The sequence below is a fragment of the Bacillus sp. IBL03825 genome, assembly GCF_024712505.1.
Lineage (GTDB): Bacteria > Bacillota > Bacilli > Bacillales > Bacillaceae_G > Bacillus_A > Bacillus_A wiedmannii.
Genome location: NZ_JAMXKE010000001.1, coordinates 90,001 through 112,450, shown reverse-complemented (window position 1 = coordinate 112,450; position 22,450 = coordinate 90,001). Strand labels below are relative to the sequence as shown.

At 38.0% G+C, this 22,450-nt stretch carries 24 protein-coding genes, 2 rRNA genes and 2 other annotated features (1 of these 28 cut by a window edge); all 26 genes read right to left on the bottom strand.

Features of this window, described 5'->3' with window-relative positions; translation table 11 throughout:
- Positions 1-270: 270 nt before the first annotated feature.
- On the bottom strand, positions 271-870 hold the full coding sequence (locus NHG49_RS00620; protein WP_064475099.1) for a class I SAM-dependent methyltransferase: 600 nt from the start codon (positions 868-870) through the stop codon (positions 271-273).
- 75 nt (positions 871-945) lie between these two features.
- Positions 946-1,305: a 50S ribosomal protein L7/L12 gene (gene rplL, locus NHG49_RS00615; protein ID WP_000159737.1), complete on the bottom strand. Its 360-nt coding sequence runs from the start codon at positions 1,303-1,305 to the stop codon at positions 946-948.
- Between the two features lie 67 nt (positions 1,306-1,372).
- Positions 1,373-1,873, bottom strand: coding sequence for a 50S ribosomal protein L10 (gene rplJ, locus NHG49_RS00610; RefSeq protein WP_000048721.1), 501 nt, complete (start codon positions 1,871-1,873; stop codon positions 1,373-1,375).
- 39 nt (positions 1,874-1,912) lie between these two features.
- Positions 1,913-2,056, bottom strand: a sequence feature (ribosomal protein L10 leader region).
- Between the two features lie 49 nt (positions 2,057-2,105).
- The gene (rplA, locus tag NHG49_RS00605) at positions 2,106-2,798 is read right to left on the bottom strand and encodes a 50S ribosomal protein L1 (protein ID WP_002096939.1); all 693 of its coding nucleotides are present in this window, start codon (positions 2,796-2,798) and stop codon (positions 2,106-2,108) included.
- 176 nt (positions 2,799-2,974) lie between these two features.
- A complete protein-coding gene (gene rplK / locus NHG49_RS00600; RefSeq protein WP_001085872.1) occupies positions 2,975-3,400 on the bottom strand; it encodes a 50S ribosomal protein L11 in 426 nt (141 codons plus the stop codon).
- A gap of 167 nt (positions 3,401-3,567) precedes the next feature.
- Positions 3,568-4,101 carry a transcription termination/antitermination protein NusG gene (nusG, locus tag NHG49_RS00595; protein WP_000415794.1) on the bottom strand — a complete coding sequence of 178 codons (534 nt, stop codon included), beginning with the start codon at positions 4,099-4,101 and terminating at the stop codon, positions 3,568-3,570.
- Between the two features lie 131 nt (positions 4,102-4,232).
- Positions 4,233-4,412 carry a preprotein translocase subunit SecE gene (gene secE, locus NHG49_RS00590; RefSeq protein ID WP_001241321.1) on the bottom strand — a complete coding sequence of 60 codons (180 nt, stop codon included), beginning with the start codon at positions 4,410-4,412 and terminating at the stop codon, positions 4,233-4,235.
- Between the two features lie 32 nt (positions 4,413-4,444).
- Positions 4,445-4,591, bottom strand: coding sequence for a 50S ribosomal protein L33 (gene rpmG / locus NHG49_RS00585; protein ID WP_002070160.1), 147 nt, complete (start codon positions 4,589-4,591; stop codon positions 4,445-4,447).
- 128 nt (positions 4,592-4,719) lie between these two features.
- Positions 4,720-5,379, bottom strand: coding sequence for an RNA polymerase factor sigma-70 (locus tag NHG49_RS00580; RefSeq protein WP_000387198.1), 660 nt, complete (start codon positions 5,377-5,379; stop codon positions 4,720-4,722).
- A 67-nt stretch (positions 5,380-5,446) separates the two neighbouring features.
- Positions 5,447-5,959: an NYN domain-containing protein gene (locus NHG49_RS00575; RefSeq protein WP_000997888.1), complete on the bottom strand. Its 513-nt coding sequence runs from the start codon at positions 5,957-5,959 to the stop codon at positions 5,447-5,449.
- A gap of 3 nt (positions 5,960-5,962) precedes the next feature.
- Positions 5,963-6,706 carry a 23S rRNA (guanosine(2251)-2'-O)-methyltransferase RlmB gene (gene rlmB / locus NHG49_RS00570; protein WP_000093757.1) on the bottom strand — a complete coding sequence of 248 codons (744 nt, stop codon included), beginning with the start codon at positions 6,704-6,706 and terminating at the stop codon, positions 5,963-5,965.
- The gene (locus NHG49_RS00565) at positions 6,703-7,110 is read right to left on the bottom strand and encodes a Mini-ribonuclease 3 (protein WP_087979119.1); all 408 of its coding nucleotides are present in this window, start codon (positions 7,108-7,110) and stop codon (positions 6,703-6,705) included. Before NHG49_RS00565 ends, rlmB begins: the two co-directional genes overlap by 4 nt.
- Positions 7,111-7,112: 2 nt before the next feature.
- Positions 7,113-8,510, bottom strand: coding sequence for a cysteine--tRNA ligase (gene cysS / locus NHG49_RS00560; RefSeq protein ID WP_064475097.1), 1,398 nt, complete (start codon positions 8,508-8,510; stop codon positions 7,113-7,115).
- Positions 8,491-9,156 carry a serine O-acetyltransferase gene (gene cysE, locus NHG49_RS00555; protein WP_098103321.1) on the bottom strand — a complete coding sequence of 222 codons (666 nt, stop codon included), beginning with the start codon at positions 9,154-9,156 and terminating at the stop codon, positions 8,491-8,493. The genes cysS and cysE overlap by 20 nt, the downstream gene beginning before the upstream one ends.
- 147 nt (positions 9,157-9,303) lie before the next feature.
- Positions 9,304-9,550: a binding site (T-box leader), on the bottom strand.
- 47 nt (positions 9,551-9,597) lie between these two features.
- On the bottom strand, positions 9,598-11,055 hold the full coding sequence (gene gltX / locus NHG49_RS00550) for a glutamate--tRNA ligase (protein ID WP_064475095.1): 1,458 nt from the start codon (positions 11,053-11,055) through the stop codon (positions 9,598-9,600).
- An 89-nt stretch (positions 11,056-11,144) separates the two neighbouring features.
- Positions 11,145-11,621, bottom strand: coding sequence for a 2-C-methyl-D-erythritol 2,4-cyclodiphosphate synthase (gene ispF, locus NHG49_RS00545; protein ID WP_000488386.1), 477 nt, complete (start codon positions 11,619-11,621; stop codon positions 11,145-11,147).
- 115 nt (positions 11,622-11,736) lie between these two features.
- On the bottom strand, positions 11,737-12,417 hold the full coding sequence (gene ispD / locus NHG49_RS00540; RefSeq protein ID WP_064475094.1) for a 2-C-methyl-D-erythritol 4-phosphate cytidylyltransferase: 681 nt from the start codon (positions 12,415-12,417) through the stop codon (positions 11,737-11,739).
- Between the two features lie 16 nt (positions 12,418-12,433).
- The gene (locus NHG49_RS00535) at positions 12,434-13,537 is read right to left on the bottom strand and encodes a PIN/TRAM domain-containing protein (protein WP_000919687.1); all 1,104 of its coding nucleotides are present in this window, start codon (positions 13,535-13,537) and stop codon (positions 12,434-12,436) included.
- 160 nt (positions 13,538-13,697) lie between these two features.
- Positions 13,698-14,771, bottom strand: coding sequence for a DNA integrity scanning diadenylate cyclase DisA (disA, locus tag NHG49_RS00530; RefSeq protein ID WP_000392165.1), 1,074 nt, complete (start codon positions 14,769-14,771; stop codon positions 13,698-13,700).
- 3 nt (positions 14,772-14,774) lie between these two features.
- Positions 14,775-16,151, bottom strand: coding sequence for a DNA repair protein RadA (gene radA, locus NHG49_RS00525; protein WP_001085204.1), 1,377 nt, complete (start codon positions 16,149-16,151; stop codon positions 14,775-14,777).
- A 96-nt stretch (positions 16,152-16,247) separates the two neighbouring features.
- Complete coding sequence (clpC, locus tag NHG49_RS00520; RefSeq protein ID WP_000971181.1) at positions 16,248-18,683, bottom strand: ATP-dependent protease ATP-binding subunit ClpC; 2,436 nt, start codon at positions 18,681-18,683, stop codon at positions 16,248-16,250.
- Between the two features lie 22 nt (positions 18,684-18,705).
- Entirely contained in the window at positions 18,706-19,770 is a 1,065-nt protein-coding gene (gene mcsB, locus NHG49_RS00515) for a protein-arginine kinase McsB (protein WP_061672638.1), read from the bottom strand.
- A gap of 4 nt (positions 19,771-19,774) precedes the next feature.
- The gene (gene mcsA, locus NHG49_RS00510; RefSeq protein ID WP_258125439.1) at positions 19,775-20,323 is read right to left on the bottom strand and encodes a protein-arginine kinase activator protein McsA; all 549 of its coding nucleotides are present in this window, start codon (positions 20,321-20,323) and stop codon (positions 19,775-19,777) included.
- A gap of 169 nt (positions 20,324-20,492) precedes the next feature.
- Positions 20,493-20,954 carry a transcriptional regulator CtsR gene (gene ctsR / locus NHG49_RS00505; RefSeq protein ID WP_001244556.1) on the bottom strand — a complete coding sequence of 154 codons (462 nt, stop codon included), beginning with the start codon at positions 20,952-20,954 and terminating at the stop codon, positions 20,493-20,495.
- 207 nt (positions 20,955-21,161) lie between these two features.
- A 5S ribosomal RNA gene (rrf, locus tag NHG49_RS00500) occupies positions 21,162-21,277 on the bottom strand.
- A 49-nt stretch (positions 21,278-21,326) separates the two neighbouring features.
- Positions 21,327-22,450: ribosomal RNA gene (locus tag NHG49_RS00495) — 23S ribosomal RNA — on the bottom strand (it continues 1,798 nt past the right edge of the window).

Sequence of the window (22,450 nt, the reverse complement as noted above, 5' to 3'; positions counted from 1 at the left end):
GAGTATTATAAATGCACAAAAAAATTTGTGCAAAATCACAAATAAATACAACTACTGCTATTAGCGTAGTTTTTTTCTCTTAAAGATAAATACGTTGAGTCTTTCTACCTGCTCAAAAAAGAAAAATGGCTTCTATAAGAAAACCATCATTCTGTTTCATAATCTGCTGATTTTACTATCTTTTCCAAGAGAAACAAAAATATACATCTTTCTCAACGCAGAAAATCATATATTGGCATTGTATAATGTTAACATAGCCAAAAATAACCGTCAACGTTTTTTTGATTTTATGATATAATATCCTTTTTTCTTTTCTACAACTTCGACTTCAGAAAATACTTCTTCTAGTTTCTTCAGTGCAGATGGTGCACCTTGCTTCTTTTGAATAACAATCCACAACTCTCCACCTGGAACTAAATACTCTACAGCCTTTTCTAAAATCTCATGCACGATATCTTTACCTGCACGAATTGGAGGATTAGATAGAATAGCAGCATACATACCATCTACATTTTCATAGACGCTACTTTGAAAAATGTGTACATTTCCAATTCTATTGTTAGCGGCATTTTCTTTCGCAAGCTCAAGCGCCCTTTCATTCACATCCACCATGTGAACTTTACGGTCTTGAAACTCTTTCGCCAACGATAAACCAATTGGTCCATATCCACAACCTACGTCTAATATATCACCTTTAATATCTGGCACTTGAAACGCTTCAATTAAAAGACGAGAACCAAAGTCCACTTCGTTTTTCGAGAACACCCCACGGTCAGATAAGAAAGTAAATCGAGATCCACGAAGCGGAAATTCCCATCGCTTACGATCACTTTTACTAGAAGGGTCGTTAGAAAAATAATGGTCTGCCATATGGCCACCTCTTTTCTTTACAGTTAAAAAAAAAGCTCGCATGAGAGCGAGCTTTTTTAAAGCATCAAAAGTTAATTACTTAACTTCTACAGCAGCGCCAACTTCTTCAAGTTTAGCTTTCATTTCTTCAGCTTCCTCTTTAGAAACGCCTTCTTTGATTGCTTTTGGAGTGTTGTCAACTAATTCTTTAGCTTCTTTTAAGCCAAGACCAGTGATTTCACGTACAGCTTTGATAACTTTGATTTTTTGAGCGCCAGCACTTGCAAGTACTACGTCAAATTCAGTTTTCTCAGCAGCAGCTTCACCAGCGCCACCAGCTACAGCTACAGGAGCAGCAGCAGTTACGCCGAATTCTTCCTCGATAGCTTTTACTAAGTCGTTAAGTTCTAATACAGTCATAGATTTAACTGCTTCAATGATTTGTTCTTTAGTCATTGTAAATATCCTCCCTTAAATAGGTTTGTATTGTTTTATAGATAACAAGTAATTATCTTTTAAAAAATTAAGCGCCTTGCTCTTCCTTTTGTTCTGCAACTGCTTTAGTAGCAAGTGCAAGGTTACGGATTGGAGCTTGAAGAACGCTAAGAAGCATAGAAAGTAAGCCTTCACGTGATGGAAGAGTAGCGATAGCTTTAACCTCATCAAGTGTTACAAGTTTACCTTCGATTACACCAGCTTTAATTTCTAAAGCTTCATGTTTTGTAGCGAAGTCGTTTAATACTTTCGCAGGAGCAACTACATCCTCGTTACTGAACGCGATTGCGTTTGGTCCTGTTAAGAATTCGTTTAACTCAGCCATTTCAGCAGATTCTGCAGCACGACGAGTTAAAGAGTTTTTGTAAACTTTGAACTCAACGCCAGCTTCACGTAAGTTTTTACGTAATTCTGTTACTTCAGAAACTGTTAAACCACGGTAGTCAACAACGATTGTAGATTTACTTTCGCGAAGTTTGTCCGCGATTTCAGTTACAACTTGTTGTTTAGTTTCGATTACTTTGCTCATGTTATTACACCTCCTGTAGATTATATAGAAGATGTACCGAAAGTGCACTAAAAACCTCCATGCCCAACTTGTAGACATGGAGGCATATAGTCACAGAAAAAATTTCCGTTTCGTATATTAACACCTAGGTAGGAAATTAAGTCTATTGACACCTACTGTCTACGGTACACTAATTAAATTCACAACATAAATGATTATATAAAAACTTCTTTATGAAGTCAACTTCCAAAATTTACGCTAATGTAGAAACGTCTACACGTACGCCAGGTCCCATTGTAGAAGCAACTGTTACGTTCTTCATGTAAGTACCTTTTGCAGCAGCTGGCTTAACTTTTTGTAAAGTGTCAGCAATTGTTCCGAAGTTTTCTACTAATTTAGCATCTTCGAAAGATACTTTACCGATTGGAACGTGGATGTTACCAGCTTTATCAACGCGGTATTCAACTTTACCAGCTTTGATTTCGTTAACAGCTTTAGTTACATCGAAAGTAACTGTTCCAGTTTTAGGGTTTGGCATTAAACCTTTAGGTCCTAATACGCGACCCAGTTTACCAACTTCACCCATCATGTCAGGAGTTGCTACTACTACATCGAAATCGAACCAACCTTGTTGGATTTTACCGATGTAATCAGCATCGCCTACGAAGTCAGCTCCAGCAGCTTCAGCTTCTTTAGCCTTTTCACCTTTAGCGAATACTAATACACGTTGTACTTTACCAGTACCGTGTGGAAGAACAACTGCACCACGGATTTGTTGGTCAGCTTTCTTAGGGTCAACACCTAAACGGAATGCAACTTCTACAGTCGCATCAAATTTAGCTGTGTTTGTTTTCTTTACTAATTCTACTGCTTCTGTTGCAGAGTAAGCAGTTGCACGATCAACAAGCTTTGCAGCTTCTACGTACTTTTTACCTCTTTTAGCCATTTTTATTTCCTCCTCGAATGTGGTTTTAGCGGAATAACCTCCCACGTTTACGCTTATTTTCAGGTATAACCTGAGGATGCGCGCCATCCATTTATTTAAAAACGATAATCATTTACGATAATAAAGGTTGCGAATTGGAATTCCAGACCCGCAACCTTTTTTAAAAACAAATCGAATTAGTCTTCGATAACGATGCCCATACTGCGTGCAGTACCTTCAACCATACGCATTGCAGCTTCTACACTAGCAGCGTTTAGGTCAGGCATTTTAGTTTCAGCGATTTCGCGTACTTTATCACGCTTAACAGTTGCCACTTTATTACGGTTTGGTTCACCAGAACCAGACTCAATACCAGCTACTTTCTTAAGAAGAACAGCAGCAGGAGGAGTTTTAGTAATAAAAGTGAATGAACGGTCCTCAAATACCGTAATTTCAACAGGGATGATAAGACCAGCTTGATCAGCTGTACGAGCGTTAAACTCTTTACAGAAGCCCATGATGTTAACACCTGCTTGTCCTAATGCTGGACCAACTGGTGGAGCTGGGTTAGCTTTACCTGCAGGAATTTGAAGCTTTACCATTTTAATTACCTTTTTAGCCACGAGACACACCTCCTTAAGTCCGTGATGTGGTCAATTGGACAGTGATTTGCCCTCCCACGTCATATTTTATCTGTAAGGATAAAATCTTTCAAAAAACGTCTCCGGTAACGAAGACGTACTGACTTAAAAGATATTATCACTTTTTACAATTCATTTCAAGTTTCATTTTATAATTTTTCAATTTGATGGAAGTCAAGCTCAACTGGAGTCTCGCGACCAAACATGTCCACAAGCACGCTAACCTTTTTCTTCTCCACATCAATTTCTTCAATAGCACCTGTATAATCTGCGAATGGCCCCTCATTTACACGCACTGTCTCATGAAGTTCAAAGTCGAAATCAACCACTTCGTTATCCATTCCCATATGCTTCATAATGGTAACAACTTCCTCTTCTAATAGAGGTGATGGTTTAGATCCAGAACCAGAAGAACCAACGAACCCAGTTACACCTGGCGTGTTACGTACAACATACCAAGAGTCATCAGTCATGATTAATTCTACTAATACATAACCTGGGAACACTTTTCTTTTCATTAATTTTTCTTTGCCGTTTTTCATTTCTACTTCTACTTCTTCCGGGACAACAACACGGAAAATTTTATCTTGCATACCCATTGATTCTACACGCTTCTCTAGGTTTGCTTTTACTTTATTTTCATATCCAGAATAAGTATGGACAACATACCAACTTTTTTCCATTCATTTAGGACGAGCGTCCTTCCCTCCCTGACGTACATTTTTTTGCGCAAATGAAAAAACCCGTTCACCGGGCTTTTACACAGTTCTTATAAATAACATTATATCATGGATAAGTGCTTCTTATTCAAGAATTAACCAAGAATTAACCGAATTAAAGAAGAAATGCCCATATCAACCACTGCGAAGAAAATCGCAAAGAAGACAACTGTAGCGATAACAGTCGCTGTTGAACGGAGTAATTCATCTTTTTTAGGCCAACTTACTTTTTTCATTTCGCGACCTACATCGCCGAAAAAGTTCGTTAAACGCATCTACGGGACCTCCAGTGTATTATTTCAATTATTTATTTTGTTTCCTTGTGAACTGTATGCTGATTGCATGTTTTACAAAACTTCTTTATTTCAAGTCGCTCTACTGAGCTCGTATCTTTCATCGTAGAGTAGTTTCGATTTTTACACTCTTCACATGAGAGTACAACTTTTTTCCTCATTAGTTACACCAACCTTGTAACATTATGTCCCTAAAAATGTATCATACAACAAAAGACAATGTCAATGACATGCCTTTTGTACTCTCTACAAAAAGAAAACAGGTGATTTTTTACACCTGTAGCATTTGTTATGAATTTAAAGTGGTACTCTCTCTCATTTCCATATATCGTTCCAATTTCCGCTTCACCCTCTGTAAAGCGTTATCAATAGATTTCACATGTCGATTTAACTGTTCCGAAATCTCTTGATAAGAACGACCATCTAGATATAAAGAAAGCACTTTTCTTTCTAAATCGCTTAATAATTCAGATATTTTAGATTCTATGTCTGTATATTCTTCCTGGCTTATAATCATTTCTTCAGGATCCGTTACCTTCGCTTCCGAAATAACATCTAATAATGTCCGATCAGATTCCTCATCATAAATCGGTTTATCTAGAGACACATACGAATTTAACGGAATATGTTTTTGCCTTGTTGCTGTTTTAATAGCGGTAATAATTTGCCGAGTGATACACAGTTCAGCAAATGCTTTGAATGAAGACAGCTTGTCCTCTTTATAATCACGAATCGCTTTAAACAATCCAATCATACCTTCTTGAACAATATCTTCTCGATCGGCACCCACTAAGAAATAAGATCTTGATTTCGCGCGAACAAAGTTCTTATATTTGTGAATCAAATATTCTAGAGCGTCAGTATTACCTTTTCGAACTAACTCAACGATTGCCTCATCCTCTAAATCACGAAATGTAACGTCGCCTACACTTACGAAGCCTGCTTCCACCTTGATCCCTCCGACCGCTATTTATTTAGCAATATTATACAGTAAAAAGATAAAGAGCGTCAATGCTTCAACGCTCTCCTCTTCTTAATTTTTCTAATTTTTCTGTAATATCTTTACTAAATATCTTTCGCATGGCGGGTTGCTTTTCTTTTGTGTCTTGTGTACGCCTTCTTACTTGTTGCTCCATCGCTTGTACTTCCAACTCTAATTCACGTGCAGATTTCCGAAGAGCACCTTGCGCAAATATAACCCATTGTTCCGTATAATCAGAAGTCGCAACATATATTTGCGTATTTATATTTCTAAGCTCAATCGCTAGTTGCTCTATCTTTTCATCTGCAGTTTGATTCTTTCTCGTGAATATGACTTCCACACGCGATTGTTTCATCTTTTTTTCAATACCTTGGACCGTATAAGCATCAAAAACTATCATTACCTTTGTACCTGTGTAACCTTGGTAATCCGCCATCTTATCAATCAGTGCATCCCTTGATGATTGCAAATCTACATCCCGTAGTTTCTTCAAGTCTCCCCAAGCTCCGATAATGTTGTAACCGTCAACGATTAAAATATCGTTCATTTTTTATTTACCAATTTCGTGACGCTTACGATATACCTCATACATTAACAAACTTGCGGCTACTGAAGCATTTAAGGATGTAACTTTACCGACCATCGGTAAAGTAATTAGGAAATCACATTTTTCACCAATAATACGACTCATACCTTTTCCTTCACTTCCAATTACTAATCCAATTGGCATTTTACCATCTAAATTGCGGTAATCCGTTTTCCCTTTTGCATCTGTACCAGCAATCCAAAGTCCACGTTCTTTTAATTCATCGATTGTACGAGATAAATTCGTTACACGTGCAACAGGAATATATTCAATCGCTCCAGTCGATGCTTTCGCAACTGATGCAGTAAGTCCCACAGCTCTTCTTTTCGGAATAATAATTCCATGAGCTCCCGTTGCATCCGCAGTACGCATAATAGAACCTAGGTTATGCGGGTCTTCAATTTCATCTAAAATTAAGAAGAACGGATCTTCGTTACGCTTCTCTGCTACTTTAAATAGATCTTCTAGCTCAGCGTATTGATATGCAGCCACTTGAGCAATTACACCTTGATGGTTCCCCTCAACTAATTGATCTAACTTCTTCTTTGGTGCATGTTGTAAAATAATCTTATTTTCTTTCGCTAGTGCTAGTACAATTTGTATTTGTCCTTTGGCAGCACCTTCCGCGATCCAAATTTTATTAATATCTCTTCCTGATCGTAACGCTTCAATTACAGGGTTACGTCCGATAATATATTCACTACTCATGATGATGTGCCCCCTTCCTTTTCTTCTAAAACATCAATTGCCTTATATACAATTTCGTCTAATCTTTCACGATTATTTAATAAGTGATGATAGCCAATTAGCGCTTCAAAGGCTGTACTATATCGATATGTTTGTACATCAGTATTCTTCGGAACAGTACCTGAATTTGCATTACGCCCTCTTCTTAGTACCGCCTCTTCTTCCTCTGTTAAAAATGCCGTCTCTAATAAATGATAAACAACTTTCGCCTGTGCTTTTGCCGAAACAAAGCTTGTCCCTAATCGATGCAATTGATTAGGACGAACTTTCCCTTTTTGAAGTAGGTGATAGCGGATATATTGTTCATATACCGCATCACCCATATATGCTAACGCTAAGCTGTTTAATTGCTTTGCATCAATCATTCTTATCCTCTTTTCCATCTTGTACCTTGAGCGGTATCTTCTAAAATAATATTACGGTCTTTTAAATCATCGCGAATTTGATCCGATAATGCAAAATCACGATTTTTACGAGCTTCAATGCGCTTTTGAATAAGTACCTCAATTTCTTCATCAAGCAACTCTTCTTGCGCTAATTCTAACCCTAAAATATCAAATAATGTTTCAAGTTGTTTTACGTATGCTTCAATTACAACTGTAGACGTATGTTCTTCCAGTAAATATTGATTTGCATGATTTGCTAAATTATATAACTCAGTGATTGCATTAGCAGTGTTGAAGTCATCATTCATTGCTTCTTCAAATGCAGTCTGGAATTTTTCCAGTTCCGCTAACCATTTCTCATTATGATCTGTTAAATCAGTACTACTTTCCATACGGTGTTTTAAATTACCGTAAGCCGTTTTAATTCTTTCCAGTCCGTTATTTGTACTTTGTAGTAAATCTTCACTGAAATTAATTGGGTGACGGTAATGTACCGATAGCATAAAGAATCTAATTAGCTGTGGATCATATTGCTTAATGATATCGTGAACTAAAATGAAGTTCCCCAGTGACTTAGACATCTTCTCATTATTAATATTAATATATCCATTGTGCATCCAATAACGTGCAAATGTTTTTCCTGTTAATGCCTCAGACTGCGCAATTTCATTCTCATGATGAGGAAATGCCAAGTCTTGACCACCAGCATGAATATCGATTGTATCTCCTAAGTATTTACGCGCCATTGCCGAGCATTCAATATGCCAGCCTGGACGACCTTTACCCCAAGGGCTTTCCCAGAAGATTTCTCCTTCTTTCGCAGCTTTCCATAAAGCAAAATCAAGAGGGTCTTGTTTCTTTTCTCCTACTTCAATGCGTGCACCGTGACGTAAGTCGGCGATTGGTTGATGCGATAATTTACCGTATCCTTCAAATTCCTTCGTTCTAAAGTACACATCACCTTCTGATTCATATGCATATCCTTTATTCACAAGTTCTTGAATAAATTCAATAATGATATCCATATTTTCCGTTACACGGGGATGAACTGTTGCATGTTTGCAACCTAGTGCCGTTACATCTTCAAAATACGCTTCAACGAAACGGTCAGCAATTGTCGGCACATCTTCACCTAATTCATTTGCTGCTTTAATTAATTTATCATCTACGTCAGTAAAGTTAGATACATACTGCACATCATACCCTTTATATTCTAAATAACGGCGTACCGTATCAAATACCATAGGTGGTCTTGCATTCCCAATGTGAATATAGTTATAAACTGTAGGTCCACACACATACATCTTTACCTTATTTTCTTCTAATGGAGTAAACTCTTCTTTTTGACGCGTTAACGTATTATAAATGTGAATAGTCATTTTTATCCTTCCTTTCTCCCTTTACTTCAAGTTGTTTTTTCAATTTATCAAGTTCTACTTCCATAATCTTTAACTTATCAAAAATTGGGTCTGGAAGGTCAGAATGATTTAATTCTTGACCGATCTTTACTCCATTTTGAACAACGACTCGGCCAGGTATACCTACAACTGTAGAATGTGCGGGCACTTCTTTTAATACGACAGACCCTGCTCCAATTTTAGAATTCTCTCCGACTGTAATAGAACCTAGTACTTTAGCACCTGTTGCAATTAATACATTATCCTGAATTGTAGGGTGCCTCTTCCCCTTTTCTTTACCCGTACCACCTAATGTAACACCTTGATAGATCGTTACATTATCACCAATTTCGCACGTTTCTCCAATTACAACCCCCATTCCATGGTCTATGAAAAAACGACGACCAATTGTTGCTCCTGGATGAATCTCAATACCAGTAAAGAAACGACTAACTTGCGAGATCCAACGTGCAATAAAGAAGAAATTCTTTTTATAAAAAGCATGTGCAATTCGATGGGCCCAAACTGCATGTAATCCAGAGTAAGTCAAAATGACTTCGAAATAACTTCTTGCCGCTGGATCCTGTTCAAAAATGACTTCAATATCTTCCCGAAGCCTCTTAAACATCGATGTTCCCTCCCCTTTATGGGCTGCTTTTTCGAGTGAACTAACTCCCTTTACTCCCTACTTATCCCCCTAAATCTTTATACACAGGGATAAAACTTATACTCATATCCACTTTTACGGTATAAAAAAAGACGCCTCTGTCATATTGACAGAGACGCCTTTTAAGCGCGGTTCCACTCTGTTTAGGCTAAAAAAAGCCTCAAACTCATCTCTGATAACGGTGTACACCGCTTCTGCTTACTTTACGCCCTAAAACGTTTCGCAAAACAATTCGCTGTTCAGCAGAAGACTCGAAGGGGCATTTCAAAAATCCGCTTATAAACCACTTCCAGCCTAAAGGTGGTTCTCTCTGTAAAAAGCCTGATTTTCTACTTCTCCTTCTCGTCGCTTTTCCTTATTAGGTTTTAAGTATACTTATTATATTTCTAAACCTAGAAAATGTTAACCAATTACTTTTTGAAGACGATTTAAAACTTTTTCTTTTCCAAGAAGTGCAATAGCATTAGGAAGCTCTGGACCATGTGTTTGACCAGTAGTTGCAACACGGATTGGCATAAATAAGTTTTTACCTTTATGACCTGTTTCCTTTTGCACCGCTTTAATAGCCGCCTTAATTGCTGCTGGTTCCATCGCTTCTAGCGCTTCTACTTGACCCGCAAATGCACGAAGTACTTCTGGTACTTGTTCACCTTTTAATACTTCTTGTCCTTCTTCTTCATGATCAACATGATCTTTGAAGAACATTTCAGAAAGCTCTACAATTTCAGCTCCAAAACTCATTTGTTCATGATATAACGCAATTACATCACGAATCCAAGCTTGCTCTTGTTCACTTAAAGTTTCACCTATACGTCCAGCTTTCACTAGATGCGGTAAGCTTAATTCTACCACCGTATCTAAATCTTGCTTTTTCATATATTGGTTGTTCATCCATTTTAATTTTTGAGAATCAAATAATGCAGGTGATTTTGATAAACGAGCTGCATCGAACATTTTGATAAACTCTTCTTGAGAGAAGATTTCTTCTTCTCCTACTGGCGACCAACCTAGTAGTGCAATAAAGTTAAAGATTGCTTCTGGAAGATATCCAAGCTCTTTATATTGCTCAATAAATTGAATAATAGATTCATCACGCTTACTTAATTTTTTACGGCTTTCGTTTACAATTAAAGTCATATGACCAAATTGCGGAATATCCCAACCGAAAGCTTCGTAAATCATCATTTGTTTTGGCGTATTTGAAATATGATCATCACCACGAAGTACATGTGTAATCTCCATTAAGTGATCATCTACTGCTACCGCAAAGTTATAAGTTGGTATTCCATCTTTTTTCACGATAACGAAATCACCGAAATCATTTGAATGGAATGCAACCTCATCTTTTACGATATCTTTAAACGTGTAGTCGCGATCAACTGGTACACGGAAACGAATACTTGGAATACGTCCCTCAGCTTCAAATTCTTTCACTTGTACTTCAGTTAAATCACGGTGGTTACCTGCATAACGAGGTGTTTCACCACGAGAGATTTGTCCTTCACGTTCTGCTTCTAGCTCTTCTTCTGTCATATAACATTTGTAAGCTAAACCACGCTCTAGTAAATCTTCATATAATTTTTTATAAATATCTAAACGCTCTGTTTGACGATATGGTCCAAATTCACCACCAACATCAACACCTTCATCCCAGTCCATACCGAGCCATTTCAAGTATTTTAATTGGCTTTCTTCTCCACCAGCAACATTACGTTTCACATCAGTATCTTCAATACGAATAATAAACTTACCATCTTGATGACGAGCAAATAAATAATTAAATAATGCCGTACGCGCATTTCCGATATGTAAGTGTCCTGTTGGACTTGGCGCATAGCGCACTCTCACTTGCTTTTCCATAATTGGTACACCTTCCATTCTTAATGTCAACACATTCTATAATTGTACACCAAAAAAATGTGATTATCCATCTTACGAATTAAAAACCATTATTTTTTCTGTAATAAAACAACTGCTTGAGAAGCAATTCCTTCTTCTCTACCTGTAAATCCTAATTTTTCTGTTGTTGTTGCCTTTACATTGATATTGTCAATAGACGTTTCTAATAGTTCACTAATACGTTTACGCATACTTTCAATATGTGGTGCCATCTTTGGCTTTTGAGCAATAATTGTACAATCTAGATTCCCTAACTCGTAACCTTGTTCACGTACAAATTCCCAAACCTTTTGCAGCAATACAGCTGAATCAGCATCTTTAAAGGCAGGATCTGTATCAGGGAAATGCTTTCCAATATCTCCAGCTGCAATCGCACCTAAACATGCATCCGCAATCGTATGTAACAATACGTCTGCATCTGAATGACCAATTAATCCTTTCTCATGAGGAATTGTAATTCCACCAATAATTAACGGTCTACCTTCCGCAAACTCATGCACATCAAAACCTTGTCCAATTCGAAACATTTTTTACATCCTCCTCAAGCTAAACTACAGAGCTTTATGATTCTATATTATATTGCTATCCTTATAAAGAAAAGCCCGGCTGTTGCCGAGCTTTTTTTCGCTATAATCATCACTGTCATTTCTTTTGAACATGAAGGAAACTTTCAGCAATTACTAAATCCTCTGGAGTCGTCACTTTAATATTATAGTAACTCCCCTCTACTACACCTACTTGCTTCCCGATACGTTCTACGAGGCTTGCATCATCTGTACCAAGGAAACAACCCTGTTTTGCACTTCTATGAGCTTCTAACAAAAGAGAAACAGCGAACCCTTGTGGTGTTTGTACAGCTTTAAGCTGAGATCTTTCTACCGTTTCGACAACGATACCCAGCTCTACTTTCTTAACTGTATCTTTCACTGGTACCGCACAAATGGACGCTCCATATTTTTCCGCTGCAGTTAATACATCTTGAATCACTTTATTCGTTACAAATGGACGCGCGCCGTCATGTACAAGAACATACTCAACATCACTAGTATGCTGAATAGCGTTATATACACTATCTTGTCTTTCGGCTCCGCCCTGAATAAATTGTACTGGCTTTTCAATTGGATACTTCTGCATTAATTCTTCAAAATACGGACGTTCTTCTTCGTTAATTGCCATAATAATACTTTTGCATGCTTTATCTTTTTCAAAAGCACGTAACGTATGCACAATAATCGGTACTTCATTAATAAGTAAGAACAACTTGTTTTTACCAGCACCCATCCGCTTACCTTGACCAGCTGCTGGAATAATTAATGTATACATATTAATAATCCTCTACTTATAATGCTTTTTCTAATAATTTACGTTTGGCGAAAATCATGCGCCCAGCCGATGTTTGTAACACACTAGTAACAAGCACATTGAGTTGTGAACCTACATATTCTCTACCATCTTCTACTACAATCATCGTACCATCATCTAAATATGCAACACCTTGATTTTGTTCTTTTCCATCTTTGACAACATAAACACTCAGTTCTTCACCTGGGAGTACAACAGGTTTAATTGCATTAGCTAAATCGTTAATATTTAACACCGTTACCCCTTGTAATTCAGAAACTTTGTTTAAGTTGAAATCATTCGTTACTACCGTTCCACCAGTGATTTTCGCCAACTTTACAAGTTTGCTATCCACTTCTTGAATATCATCGAAATCGCCTTCATAAATTTCTACCGGAATCGGCATCTCTTTTTGAATACGATTTAAAATATCTAATCCTCTGCGACCACGATTACGCTTTAAAGCATCAGAAGAATCGGCAATGTGCTGAAGTTCTTCTAACACGAATTGTGGAATCACAATTGTTCCTTCTAAAAACTTTGTTTGGCAAATATCAGCAATACGCCCATCGATAATTACACTCGTATCGAGAATTTTCCAATGAGTTGTAGATTCTTCTACCTCAGTTTCTTCATTCTCACTATTATTATTTTTCTTCTTCCCACGTTGTGGTAATGTAAATAATCCTAGCAATTCATTCCTCTTTTTAAACCCTACTTGGAATCCTAAATATCCAAGTAAAAGAGTAAAGAACACTTGCAACACTGTACTAATAACTGGAATTGTAAATTCACGAATTGGTATTAAAATTAAATATGCAACAATAAGACCAGAGATTAATCCTAATGTACCAAATAAAACATCCGCTACAGGCGCCTTTACAAGAGCCTCTTCAATATGCTTAATAAGTTGAACAATATAATCTACAAGCCAAAATGTTGTTAAAAATAAAATAATTGCACCAATAATTGCACGAACATACGATCCTTCCAATAAAGGAACAGCACCCATGTCTAATACATTAATAACTTTTGGGATTAAGTAAATCCCTAACGCTCCGCCAATTACTAGAAAGAAGAGCTGTACAATTCGTTTTAACATCCAACCACCTCCTACTCATTATTAACCATTGTTTCGCTAATCAAAACGCCGAATGCAAAAGCGGACGTGTTTTTTTATAAATAGTTTTATTTACCAATATACCATATCATATACCAAAAATGTTCTAGTGTCGTTATATTATAGAATCAATGTAATATTCTTAATTGTGTCTACTCATATAGAGATGCTCTTGGATTCTTTTTAGGCCTTCTCGTATTTTCTTCGCCCTGACTTCTCCAATTCCTTCCACATCATCCAATTCATTAATAGTTGCTCGACAAACACCTTGCAAGGTCTTAAATCGATTAATTAAATTTTCAATGATAAGTGGCGGAACGCGCGAAATTTTGCTTGTGATTCGGTATCCTCTCGGCGTCACACTTTCTTCTAAACTCATTTGTCCTGGGTAGCCAAGCAATTTAACTAAATCGCTATCCTCTAGAAGTTGTGTATTCGCAAGATCTTGTAACTTTTTCAAAATTTGATGATGGTCTTGTGTTTTTTCTTGATAATAATCTTTAATTAATAACGCTGCCTCTGCCTCTAAATCAGCTAGTAGTTCTGTAAGTTGTAAACGAATTAACCTACCTTCTGTTCCTAGCTCATGAATATAGCTCAATATTTCATTTTTAATCCGCAGTACCATTTCAACACTATGTAACACATGAACCACCTCGGACATTGTAACGACTTCTTCAAATTCTAGAATGCCCAAATTCGTAATACCATCATTCCATACAGCCTTATATTTTTCTAACGTTTGAATAGCTTGGTTTGCCTTTGTTAAAATAACACCTATATCCTTTAGTGTATAACGTAAATTCCCTTGATATAGTGTAATTACGTTACGTCTTTGTGAAATAGCCACAACGAGACTACCTGTCTGCTTTGCTACACGCTCTGCCGTCCGGTGGCGCATACCTGTTTCAATAGAATCAATAGATGCCTCTGGAACTAACTGTGCATTTGCAATTAAAATTTTACTTCCAGTTTCATTTAAAATAAGTGCCCCATCCATTTTTGCTAATTCGTATAAACTAGCAGGAGAGAATGCACAATTAATGTGAAATCCCCCATCAACAATACTTTTAATTTGTTCATTATATCCAAGAACAATTAGTCCCCCTGTTTGTGCGCGAAGCACATTATCTATCCCTTCGCGCAGTGGTGTTCCTGGGGCCACGAGCTGTAAAATATTAATCATACTTTTGACACGTTGCTTGTTTTCTTCCATAGCCTAGCCTCCTAATGTCAAACGAAGCGCTTCCCCTAAATTAGATACACCTACTACCTCAATCCCATCCGGAATTGTCCATCCCCCCAAATTTTTTCTAGGAATAATGGCACGTTGAAATCCTAATTTAGCTGCTTCTTGTACACGTTGTTCAATTCTTGATACTCTTCTTATTTCTCCAGTTAATCCCACTTCTCCTATTACTGCATCAGTTGGTGTCGTGGGTTTATCTCTAAAACTTGAAGCAATACTTAAAGCCACAGCTAAATCAATTGCTGGTTCATCTAATTTCAAACCACCTGCTACTTTTAAATATGCGTCTTGGTTTTGCAATAATAAACCTGTTCTTTTTTCTAGCACTGCCATAATAAGCGATACACGGTTATGATCAATTCCCGTCGCCATTCTTCGAGGGTTTCCAAAACTAGTAGGGGAGATTAATGCTTGTATTTCTACTAAAACCGGTCTTGTTCCTTCCATTGAGGCAACTACTGTTGATCCTGCGACTCCAACGGGTCTTTCCTCAAGAAAAATTTCAGAAGGGTTTAAGACTTCCGCAAGACCAAGCTCTTTCATTTCAAAAATACCCATTTCATTCGTGGAACCAAAACGATTCTTCACAGCTCGCAAGATACGATATGTATGATGACGATCTCCTTCAAAGTAAAGAACTGCATCGACCATATGTTCTAACATACGAGGTCCTGCAATTGCCCCCTCTTTTGTTACATGTCCGACGATAAAAATAGGAATTCCTTTCGTTTTTGCAAGTTTCATTAATTCCGCTGTACATTCACGTACTTGCGCTACACTTCCTGGGGCTGACGTCACTTCAGGTAAATGTATCGTTTGAATAGAGTCAATAACAACAAAAGCTGGATTCATCTCTTCAATGTGCGCTGCAATTCGCTGTAGATCCGTTTCTGCTACAACAAATAGATTACTACCCTTTACATGCAAACGATCTGCACGAAGTTTAATCTGCTTTGCTGACTCCTCACCTGATATGTATAGTACATCATATGAAGAATCTGCTAATTGCGATGAAATTTGTAATAACAATGTTGATTTCCCAATCCCAGGGTCTCCACCAATAAGTACTAAGGATCCATCTACAATCCCACCGCCAAGTACACGGTTAAACTCTTGGAATTTCGTTTCAATACGTGCCTCAGATTTTGTTTCTACTTCTGTTAGACGTCTTGGTTTTGTTACTTCCGATTGAATTGCATTGGCATAATTAAGGCGTCTTGATGATACAACCGGTTCCATCTCTTCAACAAGCGTATTCCATTGACCACAACCAGGGCATTTCCCCATATATTTTGGTGACTGATAACCACACTCTTGACATGTGAATTTTGTTTTCTTTTTAGCCATATCGTTTTATATTTCACTTCACTTTCATCTATAAACAATTTATCCTTCTCGTACAAGAAAGAGGGCTATCTCGTAGCCCTCTTAGTTTGTCTATACTTATTTTACCTTTTCAGCACTATGAATGACAAATGATTCCCCTTCAACATCAAAGATAACTTTTTGTCCTTTCTCAATAGCACCTTTTAAAAGTTCTTCCGATAGTCTATCTTCTACATGTTTCTGAATTGCTCTACGAAGCGGACGAGCACCGTATTCTCGGTCAAATCCTTTATCAGCAATGGCTGAAATCGCTCCTTCTGTTAAATGCAATTCAATCTCTTGCTCTTTTAAGCGCTTCACTAACTGATTCACCATAAGTGTTACAATCTCTTGAATATGTTTTTTCTCAAGCATATGGAACACGATAATTTCATCAATACGGTTTAAGAATTCTGGACGAAATGCCTTTTTCAGTTCATCCATTACTTTACCTTTCATATCTGAATAATCGCGGCTCTCATCTTGTACGTTAAATCCAAGATGTTTATTACGTTTTAACGCATCTGCACCAACGTTAGATGTCATAATAACAATTGTATTACGGAAATCAACTGTACGCCCTTTAGAATCCGTTAAGCGACCATCTTCTAATACTTGTAGTAAAATGTTAAACACATCAGGATGAGCTTTCTCTACTTCATCTAATAGAACAACTGAATATGGCTTACGGCGAACCTTTTCTGTTAATTGTCCACCTTCTTCATATCCAACATATCCTGGAGGAGATCCAACTAAACGAGAAGTCGAATGCTTCTCCATGTACTCAGACATATCGATGCGAATCATTGCATCCTCATCACCGAACATAGATTCTGCTAATGCTCTTGCTAGTTCCGTTTTACCTACACCTGTTGGTCCCAAGAAAATAAATGAACCAATCGGACGTTTCGGATCTTTCAATCCTGCTCTAGCACGACGAACAGCTTTTGCTACAGCTACTACCGCTTCATCTTGACCAATAACACGGTTGTGAAGAATGGATTCTAAGTTTAATAATTTATCAGTCTCTGTTTGTGCAAGTTTAGAAACAGGTATACGAGTCCACGTAGAAACGACATTTGCAATATCTTCTACTGTCACTTCTGAGTTTTCTTTTCCTTGTTGCTCTTTCCATTGACGCTTCGTATCTTCTAACTTCTCACGTAAACGTTGTTCCATATCACGTAAGGAAGCAGCTTTTTCAAATTCTTGACTTTGCACAGCTGCATCTTTTTCTTTTCTAATTTCCTCAAGCTTTACTTCAAGCTCTTTTAGATTTGGTGGTGTTGTATAAGAGCGTAAGCGAACCTTTGAAGCAGCTTCATCAATTAAATCAATTGCTTTATCTGGTAAGAAACGATCTGTAATATAGCGGTCTGAAAGCTTTACAGCTGCATCAATTGCATCATCTGTAATAGATACACGGTGATGCGCTTCGTAACGATCACGTAAACCTTTCAAGATTTGAGTTGATTCGTCTAAACTTGGCTCATCAACGTGAATTGGTTGGAAACGTCTTTCTAAAGCCGCGTCTTTTTCAATATATTTACGATATTCATCTAAGGTTGTCGCCCCGATACATTGTAACTCTCCGCGTGCTAAAGATGGTTTTAAAATGTTTGATGCATCAATTGCACCTTCTGCTCCACCTGCACCAATTAATGTATGAAGTTCATCAATAAATAGAATAATGTTTCCAGCTTGACGGATTTCATCCATAACTTTCTTTAAACGATCTTCAAATTCACCACGATATTTCGTTCCAGCTACAACTGTACCCATATCTAGTGTCATAACACGCTTATCTCTTAATGTTTCAGGAACTTCATTATTTACAATTTGTTGTGCTAATCCTTCTGCAATTGCCGTTTTACCTACACCAGGTTCTCCAATTAATACAGGATTGTTTTTTGTTCTACGGCTTAAAACTTCAATTACACGTTGAATTTCTTTACCACGACCGATAACAGGATCTAGACGATTTTCACGTGCAACAACTGTTAAATCACGTGCTAAGCTATCCAGTGTCGGTGTATTGGCATTCGTTGAAGAACCACCTTGGTGACCTGAACTTGCTTCATTACTTCCAAGAAGTTGCAATACTTGTTGTCTTGCCTTATTTAGGCTAACACCTAAGTTATTTAAAACACGTGCTGCTACACCTTCACCTTCACGGATTAAACCAAGTAAGATATGTTCTGTTCCAACGTAAGAATGACCTAATTTACGAGCTTCATCCATAGACAACTCAATAACCTTTTTAGCACGCGGTGTATAATGTACAGTTTGAGAAGCTTCTGTTCCGCGTCCAATTAACGCTTCTACCTCTTTTTGAACCTTCTCTGGACTTAATCCAAGAGCAATTAACGCTTTTGCTGCAATTCCTTCCCCTTCGCGTACAAGCCCAAGTAAAATGTGTTCTGTTCCAATATTATTATGCCCAATACGAATTGCTTCCTCTTGAGATAAAGCTAATACTTTCTGTGCTCTTTCTGTAAATCTTCCAAACATCATAGAAATCGCCTCCTACTTGCGCTTAGTTTTTTTCAATACGTAATCGCTCACGGATTAAGGTTGCTCTTCGATAATCTCTTTCTTCTGGTCCTAAAGGTCCACCTGCATATTGTTGTAAAATGCCTGGTTGTGTAAGAACCATTAGCTCAGTCAAAATATTTCTCGATACACCTTTTATATATCCTAAATCAATACCAAGTCGTACATCTGATAAGCAAGTGGCCGCTTCTGCAGATTGAATTAACCGACTGTTTGCTAGTATGCCATAAGAGCGATAAACTTTATCTTCAAGCTCAATACTTGAATTTTGTACAATTAATTCTCTAGCCATTTTTTCTTGCTGTATGATTTGTTGAATGACACTCTTTAAATCTGCAATAATATCTTCTTCAGATTTTCCTAGCGTCATTTGATTTGACACTTGAAATATATTACCTAACGCTTCGCTACCTTCACCGTATATTCCTCTTACTACTAACCCTAATTTTTGAATTACTTGTATAATGCGGCTAATTCTTTTCGTTAAAACGAGTCCCGGTAAGTGAAGCATTACGGAAGCCCTCAATCCTGTACCAACGTTAGTAGGGCAGCTCGTTATATATCCAAGTGATTCATCAAAAGCATACTCAACCTCTTCCTCTATCCAATTATCTATTTGATTGGCACTTTGAAGGGCCTCTGATAACTGCAACCCTGAAAATAAGCACTGTATCCTAATGTGGTCTTCTTCATTAAGCATAACACTAATATGTTCGCTTTCTGATAATAGACATGCTCCATATTCTGTGCCTGCAAGGTTAGGACTAATTAAATGCTTTTCAACTAATACTCTCCTTTGAAGAGGCGTTAATTCATTCATTTTTAATAGTTCAAACTCTCCAAAAGGTTCTACGGTTTTATTAATAAATTCCTTTTTAAATAATTCATGAATCTGTTTAGCTTCTTCTTCGTTTTGCATAGTAGAGAATTGATATTTTTTAAAATTACGAGCCAAACGAATTCGACTACTTAAAACAATATCCGAATCAGGGCCATCCCCCTTCATCCATGGACTAATCGCTTCATTCATAATTTTGTCCAGTGACATAGAACTATTCCCCCTCTCTATGCTCACTAAACTGATTTTCAAGACCTCGAATTTTATCCCTTACTTCAGCAGCTTTCTCAAACTCCTCTTTCTGTACGTATTGTTTCAGAATGAGTTTTAGTTCATCTAATTCTTTCTTTAAGTGAAGATTTCCTTCTATACGTTCCGGAATTTTTCCACAATGATCTGTATGTCCGCCATGCAGACGTTTTAATAATGGCTTTAAATGTCCCTTAAATGTATCGTAACAAGAAGCACATCCAAAGCGTCCCACCTTTGTAAATTGCTCAGATGTCATCTTACAATCTGGACACCTTAATATACTTGTATTCGAAAGCCCATTTTGTCCTTCTTCAAACATTGTTGATTCACCGTATAATAACCCAGCAAATAAATCATGGAATGAAAAGTTAGACTGCGGTGATTGAAAGAAAGACGTATAGCCACTTTGTTCTGCACATTGCTCACAAAGATGAACTTCCGCCTTCTGTTCGTTGATTACTTTTGTATAATGTAAAGTTGCTGGTCTTATATTACAGTTTTGACAAGTCATCACTATCCCCACCTTTACAATAGGAACGATCTATCTGATAGTACTTTTCATACATTACTAGATTGTTCACTTTCCTTTATTTAAATAAAAGTGCGTGTTCTTTTTTCAAAACCTCTACAATATTTAACTGCCTTATCTCTTAGTTATTATTCTTTTACAAAAGCTATATTTATTTATATTTCAGTGTTCTTAACATTGCGCATAATATTCGAGCCCTAAGTTCATCTCGAGAAGGAACATCCATTGATAATACAGAACGATCTAGTACACTTAACATAAGTTTAGCTTCACGATTTGTTATGATGCCCTCTTCTATTAAACGTATAATCATACTCTCTGCATTCCCTTGCGCAACGCTATGATCAATCATATGAAGCATTTGATCGATCATGTCTATATCGTCATGCAGTTTGACTTTTATAATGCGAATGTAACCTCCTCCACCACGTTTACTTTCTACAACAAATCCTCTTTCTATCGTAAAACGGGTATTGATTACATAATTGATTTGAGATGGTACGCACTCGAATCGATCCGCAATCTCATTTCTTTTGATTTCAATCACATTATTATTACTTAAGTCAATAACTTGCTTTAGATATTGCTCAATGATATCAGATATATTTCTCATTTATCCGCCACCCTTATTGACTTTGACTATCTTTGACTTTAATTATATACGTATTAATAAAATTTGCAACTCTTTTGCTTATTCACTATCCTAGCCACATTCCCCTGTATTTAATCAAAATAATAATTATTTAAACACATTTTTTAATTACTATGGATTATAAAAGAAAACACGAAAAAACACGAGTCATTTGACTCGTGTTTAATTGCTTGGCGACGTCCTACTCTCACAGGGACAAGGTCCCAACTACCATCGGCGCTAGAGAGCTTAACTTCCGTGTTCGGTATGGGAACGGGTGTGACCTCTCTGCCATCATCACCAAACTATGAAGGCATATTCCTTCAAAACTAGATAACATTTGCTACATATTATATGGTTAAGTCCTCGATCTATTAGTATTCGTCAGCTCCACATGTCACCATGCTTCCACCTCGAACCTATCAACCTGATCATCTTTCAGGGATCTTACTAGCTTACGCTATGGGAAATCTCATCTTGAGTGGGGCTTCATGCTTAGATGCTTTCAGCACTTATCCCTTCCGCACATAGCTACCCAGCTATGCCCTTGGCAGAACAACTGGTACACCAGCGGTGCGTCCATCCCGGTCCTCTCGTACTAAGGACAGCTCCTCTCAAATTTCCTACGCCCACGACGGATAGGGACCGAACTGTCTCACGACGTTCTGAACCCAGCTCGCGTACCGCTTTAATGGGCGAACAGCCCAACCCTTGGGACCGACTACAGCCCCAGGATGCGATGAGCCGACATCGAGGTGCCAAACCTCCCCGTCGATGTGGACTCTTGGGGGAGATAAGCCTGTTATCCCCGGGGTAGCTTTTATCCGTTGAGCGATGGCCCTTCCATGCGGAACCACCGGATCACTAAGCCCGACTTTCGTCCCTGCTCGACTTGTAGGTCTCGCAGTCAAGCTCCCTTATGCCTTTGCACTCTACGAATGATTTCCAACCATTCTGAGGGAACCTTTGGGCGCCTCCGTTACACTTTAGGAGGCGACCGCCCCAGTCAAACTGCCCACCTGACACTGTCTCCCGGGTCGATAAGACCCGTAGGTTAGAATTTCAATACATTCAGGGCGGTATCCCACCAGCGCCTCCACCGAAGCTAGCGCTCCGGTTTCAATGGCTCCCGCCTATCCTGTACAAAATGTACCAAAATTCAATATCAGGCTACAGTAAAGCTCCACGGGGTCTTTCCGTCCTGTCGCGGGTAACCTGCATCTTCACAGGTACTATAATTTCACCGAGTCTCTGGTTGAGACAGTGCCCAAATCGTTACACCTTTCGTGCGGGTCGGAACTTACCCGACAAGGAATTTCGCTACCTTAGGACCGTTATAGTTACGGCCGCCGTTTACTGGGGCTTCAGTTCAGAGCTTCGCTTACGCTAACCCCTCTCCTTAACCTTCCAGCACCGGGCAGGTGTCAGCCCCTATACTTCGCCTTACGGCTTCGCAGAGACCTGTGTTTTTGCTAAAC

Bases quoted from the DNA above. Each gene is read 5' to 3' on its own strand.
- ispF (WP_000488386.1), bottom strand. From the start codon at position 11,621: ATGTTTCGAATTGGACAAGGTTTTGATGTGCATGAGTTTGCGGAAGGT.
- ctsR (WP_001244556.1), bottom strand. From the start codon at position 20,954: ATGAGAAATATATCTGATATCATTGAGCAATATCTAAAGCAAGTTATT.
- radA (WP_001085204.1), bottom strand. From the start codon at position 16,151: ATGGCTAAAAAGAAAACAAAATTCACATGTCAAGAGTGTGGTTATCAG.
- NHG49_RS00565 (WP_087979119.1), bottom strand. From the start codon at position 7,110: ATGATTGATGCAAAGCAATTAAACAGCTTAGCGTTAGCATATATGGGT.
- secE (WP_001241321.1), bottom strand. From the start codon at position 4,412: ATGCGTTTAACGAACTTTTTCGGCGATGTAGGTCGCGAAATGAAAAAA.
- disA (WP_000392165.1), bottom strand. From the start codon at position 14,771: ATGGAAGAAAACAAGCAACGTGTCAAAAGTATGATTAATATTTTACAG.
- nusG (WP_000415794.1), bottom strand. From the start codon at position 4,101: ATGGAAAAAAGTTGGTATGTTGTCCATACTTATTCTGGATATGAAAAT.
- gltX (WP_064475095.1), bottom strand. From the start codon at position 11,055: ATGGAAAAGCAAGTGAGAGTGCGCTATGCGCCAAGTCCAACAGGACAC.
- NHG49_RS00535 (WP_000919687.1), bottom strand. From the start codon at position 13,537: ATGTTAAAACGAATTGTACAGCTCTTCTTTCTAGTAATTGGCGGAGCG.
- NHG49_RS00575 (WP_000997888.1), bottom strand. From the start codon at position 5,959: ATGAACGATATTTTAATCGTTGACGGTTACAACATTATCGGAGCTTGG.
- mcsB (WP_061672638.1), bottom strand. From the start codon at position 19,770: ATGTCACTGGACAAAATTATGAATGAAGCGATTAGTCCATGGATGAAG.
- rpmG (WP_002070160.1), bottom strand. From the start codon at position 4,591: ATGAGGAAAAAAGTTGTACTCTCATGTGAAGAGTGTAAAAATCGAAAC.
- mcsA (WP_258125439.1), bottom strand. From the start codon at position 20,323: ATGACTTGTCAAAACTGTAATATAAGACCAGCAACTTTACATTATACA.
- NHG49_RS00620 (WP_064475099.1), bottom strand. From the start codon at position 870: ATGGCAGACCATTATTTTTCTAACGACCCTTCTAGTAAAAGTGATCGT.
- ispD (WP_064475094.1), bottom strand. From the start codon at position 12,417: ATGTATACATTAATTATTCCAGCAGCTGGTCAAGGTAAGCGGATGGGT.
- cysS (WP_064475097.1), bottom strand. From the start codon at position 8,510: ATGACTATTCACATTTATAATACGTTAACGCGTCAAAAAGAAGAGTTT.
- rplL (WP_000159737.1), bottom strand. From the start codon at position 1,305: ATGACTAAAGAACAAATCATTGAAGCAGTTAAATCTATGACTGTATTA.
- rlmB (WP_000093757.1), bottom strand. From the start codon at position 6,706: ATGAGTAGTGAATATATTATCGGACGTAACCCTGTAATTGAAGCGTTA.
- clpC (WP_000971181.1), bottom strand. From the start codon at position 18,683: ATGATGTTTGGAAGATTTACAGAAAGAGCACAGAAAGTATTAGCTTTA.
- rplJ (WP_000048721.1), bottom strand. From the start codon at position 1,873: ATGAGCAAAGTAATCGAAACTAAACAACAAGTTGTAACTGAAATCGCG.
- cysE (WP_098103321.1), bottom strand. From the start codon at position 9,156: ATGTTTAAGAGGCTTCGGGAAGATATTGAAGTCATTTTTGAACAGGAT.
- rplA (WP_002096939.1), bottom strand. From the start codon at position 2,798: ATGGCTAAAAGAGGTAAAAAGTACGTAGAAGCTGCAAAGCTTGTTGAT.